The following is a 13,150-nucleotide window of genomic DNA, read 5'->3' as shown; positions in this document are numbered from 1 at the left end:
CGACGAGAGGAATGTCATCGGCGATGGCAGTCGTGGGAATCACCGGGCACCGCGTCCTGTCACCCCCCATCACGGAGTACACGACCGCCGAGACGCTGCGGCTGCTCCGCCGGCACCCGTCCGGTGACCTGGTCGGGGTGAGCTGCCTCGCCGAAGGCACCGACAGCACCTTCGCCGACCTGATCCTCACCATCGGCGGCAGCCTCGTCGCCGTCGTCCCCGCACGGAACTACCGGGATTTCCTGCCGGCCGAGCACCGGCCGGAGTACGACCGCCTGCGGGACGCCGCGATCCGGGTGCGGACCCTCGAGCCGGCCGAGGTCGACCTGGAGGCGCTGATGGCCGCCAGCCGGGCGATGGTCGACGAGTCGGACGAGCTGATCGCGGTCTGGGACGGCCGCCCCGCGCGCGACTACGCCGGCACCGGCGACGTCGTCGCCTACGCACGAAGCAGGAACAAGCCTGTCCACGTGGTGTGGCCGCAGGGCGCTGTGCGCGACTGACCATCCGGCGCGACTGACCATCCGGTCGAGCGATCACCCGGTCGAGCGATCACCCGTTCGGTGATCGCTCGGGTCAGCGAGGGGCCAGCGGCACCACACTGATCTGTACCGGGGTGAGGCCGCTGGTGGAGCCGGGCGCCGGAGGCGGCGGGTCCGGGGCCGCGGGAGTGGCCGCCGCGCCAGCCGGGCCGGTGCCGGCGGCAGCGGCCGGTGGCGGCGGAGTGGGCTGGGCCACCGCAGCGGCACCCGGCACCGGCTGATCGCCGGGTGCCGGGCGGACCGCCTGCTGAGGAACCCGTGCCGGCCTGGGGCGTGGCGCCTGCGGTTCCGGCGCGACCTCCGCCGCGGTGGCCACTCGCGGCGGGGCCTGCGGAGGCTGCGCGGTGCCGGCCGGTTCTGTGGCTTCCGCGGCGCCTGCGGGGGGCATGCTCGCGGAGTTGCCCGGTGCGAGGGCGGTGCCGGTGCCGGGAACCTCCGCCTCCTCCGCGGCGGGGCGCGGCGTGGCATCGCGCCGGGAGTGCTCCGGTAGCGGTGGGGCGGCGCGGTCGGGCGCCGCCGGCCCGGGCAGCACCGCGGTGGTCCGCGCCGCGGCGGTGGCGGTGATCGGGCCGGCCGAGGGACCGGCGACGGCGGCGACCGCGACCGCTGTGACCGCACAGAGCGCGGCGGCCGAGACCGGGCGCCACCGTGCCGCCGGCCTCTCCCGCCGCCCGTCCACCAGAGCAGGCTCCTGCGGCAGGGAAGGCTCCTTCGCGCGGGTGGGCTCTGCCGTGCGGGTGGGCTCTGCCGTGCGGGTGGGCTCTGCCGTGCGGGCGGGCCCTGCCGTGCGGGCGGACCTGAACGGCCAGCCGGGCCGCGGCGGGGCCGGCCGGGCGAGGCCCGGCGCGAGTGCCCGGGGCTGTTCCACCGGCGCTGCGAGGTCGGGGAGCCAGGGTGCTCCCGCCACCGCGGCCCGCATCGCCGTGCGGGCCCGGCCGGGCGGCAGTGCGTCGAGGACCGCCGCGGTGGTCCGGTCCACCGCCGGGGAGCCGCGGTGCCGGGTGCCCACCACCGCGGCGCCACGCCGCGGCCAGCCGGACGGGGCGGGCTGCCCTGTGGCGGCGAAGGCGACCACGCGCGCCCAGGCGGTGCCCGCCGGGTCCACCGTGACCTCGCCGCCGGGCGGCGTGGGCGTGAGACCAGGCGTGGGCGTGAGACCAGGGGAGAGCACACGCGGCCCGGCGAGCGACAGGACGATCTCCTCGGCCGCCGGGGCCGCCCGCGCACCCGCCCGGATGTCGGCGCCGGCCGGCGAGGCCAGCAGGTCGAGCAGGGTGACGGCGACCCGGTTCAGCTCGGTGGGGGACAGCGGCCCGCGCTCGGCAACCTCCTGGGCCAGCGTCGGGCCGTCGACGTACTCGGTGACCAGGTACGGAAGGCCGTCGCCGTCGTCGCCGATGACTCCGACGTCCAGGACAGCACAGCGGGCGGGGTGGGCAGCGGCGGCAGCGTGCTCGGCGACCGCGGTGAACCGTGCCCGCAGTCGCTCCCTGGCCTGCTCCCGGTCGGCCGGCTCGGGCCAGGTGCCCTGGACGGCGGCCGGGTCAGGCAGATGGAGCGCGACCCAGGCGCCGCCGACGGCACGGCTGAGGAGCACGGGCCCCGCCGGGCCCTGCGCGATCCGGCCGAGCACGCGGTAGGGCCCGACCGAGGTCGGGTCGCTCGCCAGCGGCGGCTGGGCGCGCCGGGGCAGGCCGGTCGTCATGCCGGCGCTTCACGGGTGACGCGGGGCTGACCGAGGGTGCTCACCCGATCGAAGGTAGTCGGTCGGATCGTTTCCGTGAAGCCCGGATCGTCCCCGTCCGGTACGACTGGTCCCGCCGGCGCGGTGCTGACCGGCGCGCGGACAGGCGTTCACGTGCCGTCGCGGTAGGTCCGTTCGATGCCGTCGAGGAGCCAGGTCAGCGCCTGTTCGAACCGCTCCGCGGCGAACGGGGCGTCGCCGGCCAGCATCTGGGCGAGGTGGGGGAACACCCCGCTGTCGAGAAGCCCACGCAGCGCGGGGTCGGCGTCGATGCGGCGGCGCAGCCCGCACATCGGCTGCGGGACGTCCGCGCCGAGTGCCTTGGCGGCCAGCTCCTGCGTCGCGCACCCGATGACGAGGTCGTCCACCGCGTGGATGATCGTCCGCTGGGCCGCCGGGTCGCTGGTGATCCCCGAGGCGGCCGCGAGCACCTGCTCGATGTGGCGCAGCTTGTTCGGGCCGAGCGCGGGGCGCAGGCCGAGGGCGAGCACCCAGGGGTGGCTCAGCAGGCACTCACGCGTCCGCCGGGCGATGCGGGTGAGGCCGGTGCGCCAGTCGGGGCCGAGGTCGGTGACGAGATGTTCGGCGAACAGCGCGTCCCGCATCAGCGCGAGCAGGGCGTCCTTGTCCTGGACGTGGGTGTACAGCGTCATGGTGCCGACCCCGAGCGCTGCCGCGACGCGGCGCATCGAGACGGCCTCCAGCCCTTCGGCGTCGGCGATCCCCAGGCCGGCGGCCACGATCCGGTCGGAGGTGAGGGAAACGCGGGGTGTGGCCTGCCGCTCGCGGGCCCGGGCCGGCGGTCTGGGCGCCACACCTCGCCCGCTCTCCGTGCGAGCCGGGTCGCCGAGGGCGGGAGCCAGGTCACCAAGGGCGCGAGATGGGTCACCGAGGGTGGGAGCTGGGTCGCTGCCGGCGGCCGGCTCGGTGCCAGCCGCGTCGACCTCGCCGTCGACCTCGCCGCCGACCAGGCCGGGCGGCGCTCCGGCCACGCCGGACAGGCGCTCGACGCCAGCCGGAACGGTGCCTGTGGTGCTCATCTCACCCGCCAGGGACATCGTCTTTGTGGGGTGCCAATCGTACGGCGTACGCTCGACCGATTGGTTGCCCGTACAGCGTACGAAGCGTACGCGGGCAGGGGCGGGCGGTGCGGCGGGGCCGAGTCTCGGACCGCCGCGGCGCCGACAGGCGTGGGCTGCGGGAGGCGCTATGGCGGACGACGGGGCACTGGCGGGGAGCGGAGCGCAGAGCGGCGCCGAAGTCGGAGACGGCGGAGACGGCGCGGTGGGGAAGCCCACAGCGGCCGTGCCGACGGCAGCTGAGGTGGCCGTGCCGACGGCAGCTGAAGCGGCTGAGCCGACAACGGCCGAAGCGGCGCAGCCTCGCCCGGTCGGACCTGTGACGGCGAAGCCGCCGGAGGAGGTCCCGGCCGCGGCGCGGGCTCCGAAGCGCGGCCCCGCGCGCCGTGCGCCGGCGTGGGCGGTACTGGCCGTGTGCTGCCTCGCCCAGTTCATGGTCGTCCTGGACGTGACGATCGTGAACGTGGCGCTCCCGTCCATGCAGTCCGACCTGGGACTCTCCGCGTCCGGGCTGCAGTGGGTGGTGAACGGGTACACCCTCGCCTTCGCCGGTCTCCTGCTCTTCGGTGGGCGGGCCGCGGACCTGTTCGGTCGGCGCCGGGTCTTCGTCACAGGGCTGACGCTGTTCACCGCGGCGAGCCTGGCCGGCGGCCTGGCCACCACCGAGGCCACGCTGATCGCGGCGCGCGCGGTGCAGGGGCTCGGCGGCGCGGTGCTCGCGCCCGCCACGTTGAGCGTGCTGATGACCTCGTTCCCGGACCCGCGTGAGCGGGCTCGCGCGCTCGGCCTGTGGAGCACGACCGCTGCCGGCGGTGGCGCGCTCGGCGTGCTGGCCGGTGGCCTGCTGACCCAGATCGCGGACTGGCGCTGGGTGTTCTTCGTCAACGTGCCGATCGGGCTGGCGCTGATCGCGGGTGCGCGGATCGCGCTCATCGAGTCCCGCGGCCAGGCGCGCGGGGTGCGGGATCTGGACGTGCCCGGCACGGTCACGGTCACCGGCGGTCTGGTCGCGCTGGTCTACGGCATCGTTCGGACGGAGTCGGGCAGCTGGGGCTCCCCGGTCACTCTCGGCTGGCTGGCGGCCGCGGTGGTGCTGCTCGCCGCGTTCGTGGTCATCGAGCTGCGGACGGCCAATCCGCTGGTGCCCCTGGGTGTCTTCCGGCGCCGTGCGCTGCGCTACGCCAACCTGATCATTCTGATCATGGGAACCGTCATGTTCGGGCTGTTCTTCTTCCTCACCCTGTATCTGCAGCGGATCCAGGGCCAGGAGCCGATCGAGGCCGGTCTCTCGATGCTGCCGGTGCCACTCATGATCATTGTCGGCTCGCAGTTCAGCTCGCGGACGGTCGGCCGCCTGGGCCCGCGTCCGCTTGTCATCGCCGGCACGCTGACCGCGGCGACCGGCATGGCCTGGCTCGGCGCCCTGAGCGCCGGCGGCTCGTACTGGACGCAGGTCTTCGGCCCGCTCGCGCTGTTCGGCCTGGGCATGGGCACCAACATGGTCGCCGTGACCACGGCGGCGACGTCCGGCGTGCCGCCGCAGCTCGCCGGACTCGCGTCCGGGCTGCTCAACACCGGTCGGCAGATCGGTGCGGCGGTCGGCCTGGCGCTCCTGGCGACCATCGCGCACCACCACAGTGAGGGACGGCTCGCGGCTGGCACGCTGGAGGCGGAGGCGTTGACCTCCGGGTACTCCCTCGCCTTCGTGATCTCGGCCGGGCTTCTGCTGCTCGCCGGCGTGGTCGCGTGCCTGCTGCCCGGGCTTCCACCGGCGGCGCCGGTGACGATCTCCGAGCAGCCCCGCGGAGACAGCGAGCGGGTGGAGGCCCTCGCGGAGGCGTGATCTCCGCCTGATGCCTCGACCTCGACCGCCCTGCCGCTACTCGATGGCCTCGCCGCGCGCGAGGCGCAGGGAGACCTCCATGATCCCGTGGTCCTCGGTGGAGATACCCGGGATGCTCGGGTTCGGGATGTCGTAGTCCGCGAAGGTCACCGGGATCTGGCCGACCACCTGGATCTGGTCGTCGAGGCGCTGCGCCTGCAGGTCCATGGTCACCTCGCGGGAGACCCCGCGCAGGTTCAGGGTGCCGGTGGCCTTGTAGGTGCGCTTCTCGTCGCCGGCCGGGACGGAGCCGAGCTCGATCGGCCGGGTCAGGGTGAACTCCGAGACCGGGTAGGTGTCGACGTTCATGATCCGGTTGCGGAACTGGTTGTCGCGGCGCTCCTCGTCGCTGCGCACCGTCGCCATCTGGACCTCGAAGTTCGCCTCGGAGACCTCGGTGCCGGAGATGGTCATCGTGCCGGTGACGTCCGAGGTGCGACCGGCCGCCGTCGTGTTCTGGCCGAAGAGGACCTCCTCGACGCGGTAGCCGGCCTCCGAGCCCGAGGTCACCCTCCAGGTGCCGTCCAGGGAGCCGGTGGCGGCCGTCCCGGCGGTCGAGCCGCCGCCTGACGTCCCGGTGGCCTGGTCGTCGAGCGCGAACTCCTCCGGGGCCTCCTCCTTGATGACGTTGATGTAGAACGCGGTACCGCCGACGACCAGGACGGCCACCGAGAGGACCGCGCCGATGAGGTAAAGCGGCCAGCGCCGCTTTCCGTGAGGCGTGCTGTCTGCCACCGGTCACCCGCCTTGTGAAGGTTCGAACGTTCCTGGCGGCAATGTTGCACACACAATCTGAGCGGAACCTGATGATGCGGTGTCAGTGGCGTGTCGCGCTCCGCCACGTTGCTGTGCGCGTCTGCCGGCGGCGTCACCCGTCTGCCGGTGTCGTCGTCGCCCCGTCTCGTCGCCCCGTCTCGTCGCCATGGCCGTCCGGGCTGCGGTGCTACCCGCGGGGCGTGCTGGGCGGCTCGGCCTCCGCGTCCGACCCGGCGATGTCGGCCCCGGACGGCGGCGGGCTGACAGCCGGCTCCTCCGGTTCCGGTTCCGCCATCGAGCCGACGGCGGGCTCCTCCGGCGCCGAGCAGCGTGACAGCATCGCCGCGGTGCTGCCGGTCGCCCCGGCGAACCGGGCCGTGACGCCCCGTTCGCGGAACTTGTGCTGCACATCCTCGAGCGCGGCGACGCCGGCGGAGTCCAGCAGCTGAGCCTCGGACAGGTCGACGACGACTCGCGGCGGGTCGTGGGCGTAGTCGAACGCGTTGACCAGGTCGTTGCTGGAGGCGAAGAACACCGGGCCACTCACGGCGTAGATCCGCTCGCCGCCCTCCGGGTCGAGGACGCTGGTCACCTCGGTGAGATGGGCGACCCGCCGGGTGAACAGCAGAGCCGACAGCACCACCCCGACGAGCACCCCGTAGGCGAGGTTGTGGGTCGGCACGACCACCCCCACGGTCACGACCATCACCAGCGTCTCCGAGCGGGGCATCCGCCGCAGCGTGCGCGGCGCGATGCTGCGCCACTCGAAGGTCATCACCGCGACCAGGATCATCACGGCGACGAGAGCCGACATCGGGATCACACCGACCACCTCGCGCAGCGGGACCACGAGGAGAAGCAGGAACCCGCCCGCGGCGAAGGTCGACAGCCTGGTCCGGCCACCCGAGGAGACGTTGACGATCGTCTGGCCGATCATGGCGCAGCCCGCCATGCCGCCGAAGAACCCGTTGACGATGTTGGCGAGCCCCAGGCCCCAGGCCTCCCGGTTGGCGTCGTGGGACGTGTCCGTCATCCGGTCGACGATCTGCGCGGTGAGCAGCGTCTCCAGCAGGCCGACCGCGGTGAGGGTGACGACATACGGCGCGATGATCCGCAGGGTCTCCCAGGTCATCGGCACCGAGGGGAGCCCTGGCACGGGCAGGGAGCTGGGCAGGCTTCCCTCGTCCCCGACTGTCGGCACCGAGAGGTCGAACGTGACGGCGGTCAGCGTCAGCAGCGCCACCGCGACCAGCGGCGGCGGCACGGCCCGGGTGATCCGCGGGACGGTGAGCAGGACGGCCAGGCCCGCCCCGACCAGGATGTAGACAGCGGGGGACTCGCCGATCACGTGTGGCATCTGCGCCGTGAAGATCAGAATTGCCAGCGCGTTGACGAAGCCGATCATCACCGTCCGGGGGACGAACCGCATCAGCCGCGCCACGCCGAGCTGACCGAGGACGAACATCGTCACGCCGACGCCGACAGTGGTGGCGAGCAGGTAGTCCAGGCCGTGCTCCCGCACCAGCGGGGCCGCGACCAGGGCCATCGACCCGGCCGCGGCCGAGATCATCGCGGGCCGGCCGCCGGCGACGGCGATCACGACCGAGATCGTGAAGGAGGCGAACAGGCCGACTTTCGGGTCCACCCCGGCGACGACCGAGAACGAGATGGTCTCCGGGATCAGCGCCAGTGCGGTGACCAGGCCGGCCAGCAGCTCGACCCGGACCGTGCGCAGCCCGGCCCAGGGCGGCCGGGCCGCCCCGGCCACCCTGGGCAGGCTCGCACGCACCCACGCGAGAAGCGGGCGGGTGTGGGCGGCGGCGGGCCCGGGCTGGCCCAGGGACGTTTCAGGCACGCTGAACTCTCACAGGCGCGAGGTGGTGGTGTGGTCGAGACACCATCCGGGATGAACCGGTCGGGCTGTCGGGGTGCCCGCCTGGACGGGCCGGCACACGGCTCCGGCGTGGACCACCTCCGGCCGGATGGGCCCGGGTGACCCGGTGGCCGGGCGACGGTGCCTCCGGCCGCACGGCGGAGGACATCCCCTACTCTTCCGGTAGGTCAGATATGACGATACAAAGCCCCCCGAACCGGATCCACGGGCCCTCTGCTCACGCCCGCGGCGCTCCGAGCCGCTCGAGGTCGGCCTGCATGGTGTTGATCTCCTTGGCCTGGTTGACCACCATCGCCCGGGCCAGCGCGCGCACCCGGTCGTCGGCGGCGTGCAGCGAGGCGTGCTGGGCCATGTCGACCCCGCCGCGGTGGTGACGGATCATCAGGGTCAGGAACAGGACGTCCAGGTCACGCCCGCTGGCCGCGGCCAGCCGAGCCAGCTCCGCCTCGGAGGCCATGCCTGGCATCCGCACCGGCGCCGTCTCCTCGGCGGCCACGCCCCCGGCGGCGCCCCCGGTCGGCGAGTTCCCCTCCACGCCGGGCATCTCCCCGTGACCGGCGTGGCCGCCGCCCTGACCGGCCGGGTCATTCGGGTCGGTCATCCACGCCATCGGTGCACGGGCGGAGGTCGGCGGCCGGCCCCAGCCGGCCAGCCAGGTGTACATGATGCCGATCTCCTGCTGCTGGCCGAGCGCGATGTCCTGGGCGACGCTGCGGATGACGGCGTCATCGCCCCGGCTGAACTCGACCATGGCCATCTGGACGGCCTGCGAGTGGTGCTCGGACATGTCCCGGGCGAACCCGACGTCCACCGAGCTGTCGGCCGGTGGGCGGTCGAGCAGCCCGCGCAGCCCGGCACCCGCGGCGAGGAGCCCGACCACGGCGAACAGCACGAGCGGCGTCCACCAGAGCCGCACCCAGGCGGGGGAACGCTCGGCCGGCGCCGCACCCGAAGCGGCCTCGGTCGTCGTCTCCGCGGCCGTCGCCTCCGTGGGCGCGGTCTCCGCGGGCGCGGTCTCCTCGGTTGTCGGCACGTCCCTGGTGGTCTGGTGCTCACGCGGCATGGCGGACACGCCCTGATCGTCGTCGGATCGGCTCATCACCGTCCAGTCTGACCCACCGGCGGCGCCCGGTCAGGGGCGAACCGCCCGGGAGCGCCGGGCCACCCGGCCCCCGGATTCCGTCCGGCGAGCGGTCAGACCTGGATATGGGAGTTGAAGACGAACGTGCGCTTGCCGACCTGCACCCGGGTGCCGGGCACCAGCGGCGCGGGCTGGTGCGGGCTCAGCGGCGTCCACACGGTCGCCTCCGGCGGGGCGATGTACGTCCCGTTGGCCGACCCGCGGTCGGTGATCACCGCGTCCCACCCGTTCAGGGTGATCACCGCGTGGACGCGGGACACCGCGCTCTCGCCGTCCTCCACGGGCAGCGGGCGGGCGTTGCCGGCGCGGACCGCCTCGTCCCGGTCGGGCTGGCGGCCGATGACCAGATCCATGTCGACGTTGACGGTCTGGCCGTCGTCGAACACCAGCACGCCGATCGGCGGCCGCGGGCCGAGCACGGTCCGGTTCGTCTGCTGGGCCAGGGAGATCCCGCACTCCGCGCAGTACGGCGCCTGCGGGTGGTTGAAGTGGCCGTTGGCACACATGATGCCCTCGACCTGCGGCTGCGCCGCGTTCGGCAGCATCGTCTCGGCGTCGTCGTCCTCGATGAGGTCCGACACCGTGAAGGTCGGGTCGCCGGGCAGCTGGGTGAGCGCGTCCTGGTCGTCGTCCAGATCGTCGTGGAGGTCGTCGTGCAGGTGCTCCGCACCGTGCCCGTCGTGGCCCTGGCCGCGGGAGGCCAGCTCACGCTCGGCGAGCGTGGTGGGGGGGTCCTCGTCCAGCTCGTCGAAGTCGGCGGCCTGGGTCGGCTCGGCAGCGGCCGCGAGCCGGCGGTGCGCCTCGTCGTCCTTGCTGAGCAGCGGGGTGAGTGCCGGCGGGGCGGTGGACAGCTGATCGGGCATCCGCCGGCCCGGAGTGGGGATGGGCGCGGCCTCCGTCATCGGCTCGCGCGGCGGCTCGAACCCGGAGAGGAACGCGTCGCCGGAGCCGAGGGCCGCGGCCGCGACGGCAGCGTCGTCGTCCACGATCAGGCTCGCCGCGGTGCCCGGCACGGCGCCGACCCGCAGGTCCAGCGGGAAGCCGAGGTCGTCGAGCCCGCGCAGGCCGGTGAGCCCGGCGAGGCCCGCCTGCAACAGGCTGGGCATCGCCTCGGTCGGCCCGATGTCGATCCTGGTGGTCTCGAGGGGCAGCAGCCGGTCCACCCAGGTCGCGGAGTCCACCCCGGAGAGGGACACCGGCGCGGGGCCGCCGGTGACGACGTCCATCGCACCGTGGACCAGCGCGGCGATCCGGTCGTTGACAGTTGTCAGCAGGCCGAAGTCGGGGACCCGCTCGGCCTCGGCGTCGACGAGGAGGCCGGCCACCCGGCGGACGAGACGGGAACCGGTCGTGGCCGGGCTGCCCGCCTCGCTGGTGACCTCGGCACACAGTGCGAGCAGCCGCTTGGTGGTCTCAATGGTCTCCGGCCGGCTCACGGAGGCGACGACCAGCACACCGGGCCGCCTGACGACCACACCTGCCTGCCCGCCGTGCCCGGTGCCGACCACGACCCGGAAACGGTCCAGTCCCGCCATTGCCTCGCCCTTCGCCGCTTCTCCGCGTCGTGCAAACGGTACCGATCTTCAGACTAGCGGCACCCCCGCGCGCCGTACCGTACTTATCCTGCCGGGCGGATCGCCGCGGTAAGCCGATATGTCCGATGTTCACCTCTGGCCAGGGGTGTCCGTGCGTCCACCTTCTCTCCCGTGGTATCACCCGGACTCTCCCGTGGTGTCACCCGCGCGGACGCGGCCCGGCGTGATCGTCAGACCGGGCAGTTCACGGCCGGGCAGTTCACGGCCGGGCACCGCCGCCCTGCCGGGCGCCGGCCCGGGGGCGTTCAGATCAGCCGCCCGCCGTGGAAGCGCCACCGCAGGAACGGGACGCGCATGGGGCCGTTCGCGGTCAGCCACACGCCCAGCCAGACGACCGCGAAGTGGAGCAGGAAGGCGGTGCCGGGCAGTCCGTCCGCCCCCGGCGCCGCGCCGGCCCGCACCGCGAGCCAGACCAGCAGCCCTTCGTTGAGCGCGGTGAGCAGGCCGAACAGCATCGGCCAGTCCTTCTCCCAGCGGAACTGCTGCAGGCCGTGGTAGGCGACCTCCCAGCCCAGCCCGATCACCGCGACCGTGAACAGCACCCCGAAGCTCGCCCGGTAGGCCGCGCCGAGCGACGCCCCGGTGGGCAGGACGGGGGTGATCAGCACCGTCAGAAGAGTGCCAACGGTGGCCAGCAGGAACAGCCTGGTCTGAAGTCGTCCGGCCAGTGTCGGCACCATCGTTCACATTCTCCGATCGGTACGGCGTCAGACCGGTTGGTTGCGCATCCAACGCACCCATTGCGACACCGAACGGGCCACCCCCAACCGGGGTACGAATCCCTGCGAAGCCAGGTCGTCACAGATTTCCTGGGCGGCGATCTGCAGCCCCAGGAAGGTGTCCACCCCGGGGAAGTACCCGCCGAGAGTCGCCGCGCCCGACGCGTAGAGCCGCCCCGAACCGCTGCGCGTCCCCCGGACCTCGAAGGTGCGCTCCACGTCGAGGCGGCCGAGCGGGTTGTGACCGGCACCCGAGTGGTCGAGGAGGTCGGCGAGGACCCGGTGCTCGCGGATGTCCGCCACCAGCCCGGTCGCGTCGATCACGTAGGCCGCGGGGACCTCGAGCATGCCGTCGGCGGTGCGGACCCGGGTGACCACCGTGCCGCCCGGCCCGGGGGTGAGCCGCTCCACCTCGCCGACCCTGGTCGCGTACCAGCCCTCGTGCCGGCCGCGGGCGAGCTGCTCCTGCCACCTGCGCCGCCGGGGGGTGTTCGTCCCGCCGATCGTCTCGTAGAGCGCCCGGCGCTCGTCGCCCTCGAGCGTGCGCATGCGGGCCTTGAGCTGGCCGCCCCACACCGACTTCGGATAGTTGAACCCCTGGTAGGCCCAGCCGTCGCCGCCGCGGCGGCGCATGAACACGCTCGGCCCGTGGGACCCGCGCACGTAGGTGCGGAACAGGTGCACGATGTGCGTTCGGGCGCCGTGCCGATCACGGTCGGTGATCAGTCGGTCGAGGATCCGTGAGGCGACGATGCCCGCGCCGCGCACCACCACCGTCGCCGGATGGCGGATCAGCTCGTCGTAGACGTGCTCGTGCGGCTCGTAGGCGTTGACGACCCGGCGGACGTCCCCGTATCGCGACCGGTACTCCTGCAGGTCCGGGAGGAACTTCAGGCCCGGGTAACCGACCCCCAGGTGGACGTGCCGGCTGCGGAACGCCACCCGCCGGGTCGCGGACCGCCCGGTCGGGGGAGTGATGACCGTGAAGTAGCCGCCGCCGGTGCGGCGGCGGACCATCCGCACCTGGCCGGGGACCAGCATCTGCGGGTAGGAGATCCGCGCCGCCTCCCGCGCCATGCTGTCGAGGACCGCCCCGATCCGCGGGGTGAAGTAGTCCGACAGCAGCGGCTCGGTGGCGACCCGGAACAGGGGCTCCACGAAACCGCGCAGGCCGCGGGCGGCGAACGCCTCCCGGACGGCGTAGGACGGGAACGCCCAGATGTTGTCCGGCGTCGATCCCGAATCGGACCGGATCCGTTCGTGGTCGGGGATCTGGGAGACCCGGGTCAGGTACCGGTAGGTCTGCCACGGTGTCTCGATGTTGGAAAGCACCCGGATGGCCGAGGTCGGTGCCCCCGCGATGCGCAGGTAGTCGACCAGGACGAACGAACCGATGCCACCCCCCACCGTGACCAGGGGCGTGTCGTGGACGGGGATGCCCGCCTGGGCCAGCATGCCGTCCGTCCAGACCGACGTCTCCACCAGCGCGGGGGTGAGGTCCCCGCGCACCGGGGCCGGGTGGCTGGCCTGCGCGGGGGCCGGAGACCTGGTCCGGCCGGGCGGTGCGGGCGGTGCGGGCGGTGGCGGGGCCGCCGGGCCCGCGAGGACCGTCGTCGGCCCGTCGGCGGGGTCGTCAGGACGCGCGGCGCGGCGCCCACCGGGGCGGGGCTGCCGGTCACCGGGTGACTGCGCGCCGATCACCGCCGGTGCCTCCTAGATCCGACCTGCCGGCCTGACACCGTCTTCCCTGGCCGGGTTGCCAGGATAGGTCGGTAGACCCCCCGTCCGGGCCGGATGT

The 13,150-nt window shown here is 73.7% G+C and carries 10 protein-coding genes; 2 read left to right on the top strand and 8 right to left on the bottom strand.

Going from position 1 to position 13,150, the window contains the following annotated elements; translation table 11 throughout:
• Window positions 1-23 precede the first annotated feature (23 nt).
• A complete protein-coding gene (locus B207_RS0101275) occupies window positions 24-503 on the top strand; it encodes a hypothetical protein (protein WP_018634692.1) in 480 nt (159 codons plus the stop codon).
• A gap of 73 nt (window positions 504-576) precedes the next feature.
• Here B207_RS0101275 and B207_RS0101270 read toward each other — a convergent pair whose 3' ends face one another.
• Both B207_RS0101270 and B207_RS32015 read right to left on the bottom strand, forming a co-directional pair.
• Window positions 577-2,247, bottom strand: coding sequence for a protein kinase family protein (locus tag B207_RS0101270; protein WP_026310546.1), 1,671 nt, complete (start codon window positions 2,245-2,247; stop codon window positions 577-579).
• 149 nt (window positions 2,248-2,396) lie between these two features.
• Window positions 2,397-3,326 carry a TetR/AcrR family transcriptional regulator gene (locus tag B207_RS32015; protein ID WP_018634691.1) on the bottom strand — a complete coding sequence of 310 codons (930 nt, stop codon included), beginning with the start codon at window positions 3,324-3,326 and terminating at the stop codon, window positions 2,397-2,399.
• A 358-nt stretch (window positions 3,327-3,684) separates the two neighbouring features.
• Here B207_RS32015 and B207_RS0101255 point away from each other — a divergent pair, with 358 nt between their 5' ends.
• A complete protein-coding gene (locus B207_RS0101255; RefSeq protein ID WP_018634690.1) occupies window positions 3,685-5,208 on the top strand; it encodes an MFS transporter in 1,524 nt (507 codons plus the stop codon).
• Window positions 5,209-5,244: 36 nt separating this feature from the next.
• On the opposite strand, the gene B207_RS0101250 is transcribed toward B207_RS0101255, so the two are convergent.
• The 6 genes from B207_RS0101250 to B207_RS0101225 form a co-directional block, all read right to left on the bottom strand.
• A complete protein-coding gene (locus B207_RS0101250) occupies window positions 5,245-5,982 on the bottom strand; it encodes a YceI family protein (protein ID WP_018634689.1) in 738 nt (245 codons plus the stop codon).
• Window positions 5,983-6,190: 208 nt separating this feature from the next.
• Window positions 6,191-7,858, bottom strand: coding sequence for a SulP family inorganic anion transporter (locus B207_RS0101245; protein ID WP_018634688.1), 1,668 nt, complete (start codon window positions 7,856-7,858; stop codon window positions 6,191-6,193).
• 256 nt (window positions 7,859-8,114) lie between these two features.
• A complete protein-coding gene (locus B207_RS0101240) occupies window positions 8,115-8,996 on the bottom strand; it encodes a DUF305 domain-containing protein (protein WP_018634687.1) in 882 nt (293 codons plus the stop codon).
• A gap of 95 nt (window positions 8,997-9,091) precedes the next feature.
• Window positions 9,092-10,573, bottom strand: a complete 1,482-nt coding sequence (locus B207_RS0101235; protein WP_018634686.1) for an FHA domain-containing protein — start codon at window positions 10,571-10,573, stop codon at window positions 9,092-9,094.
• 305 nt (window positions 10,574-10,878) lie between these two features.
• Entirely contained in the window at window positions 10,879-11,313 is a 435-nt protein-coding gene (locus tag B207_RS0101230) for a hypothetical protein (RefSeq protein ID WP_018634685.1), read from the bottom strand.
• Window positions 11,314-11,340: 27 nt separating this feature from the next.
• Entirely contained in the window at window positions 11,341-13,050 is a 1,710-nt protein-coding gene (locus tag B207_RS0101225; protein ID WP_051102321.1) for an FAD/NAD(P)-binding protein, read from the bottom strand.
• Between the last annotated feature and the right edge of the window lie 100 nt (window positions 13,051-13,150).

Source organism: Parafrankia elaeagni (assembly GCF_000374165.1).
Taxonomy (GTDB): Bacteria; Actinomycetota; Actinomycetes; order Frankiales; family Frankiaceae; genus Parafrankia; species Parafrankia elaeagni.
The sequence above is the reverse complement of the archived record's forward strand: the minus strand, read 5'-3'. Positions and strand labels throughout refer to the sequence as shown.

Coding starts and splice junctions, on each gene's coding strand:
- B207_RS0101275 (WP_018634692.1), top strand. CDS start 24: ATGGCAGTCGTGGGAATCACCGGGCACCGCGTCCTGTCACCCCCCATC.
- B207_RS0101270 (WP_026310546.1), bottom strand. CDS start 2,247: ATGACGACCGGCCTGCCCCGGCGCGCCCAGCCGCCGCTGGCGAGCGAC.
- B207_RS32015 (WP_018634691.1), bottom strand. CDS start 3,326: ATGAGCACCACAGGCACCGTTCCGGCTGGCGTCGAGCGCCTGTCCGGC.
- B207_RS0101240 (WP_018634687.1), bottom strand. CDS start 8,996: ATGAGCCGATCCGACGACGATCAGGGCGTGTCCGCCATGCCGCGTGAG.
- B207_RS0101235 (WP_018634686.1), bottom strand. CDS start 10,573: ATGGCGGGACTGGACCGTTTCCGGGTCGTGGTCGGCACCGGGCACGGC.
- B207_RS0101230 (WP_018634685.1), bottom strand. CDS start 11,313: ATGGTGCCGACACTGGCCGGACGACTTCAGACCAGGCTGTTCCTGCTG.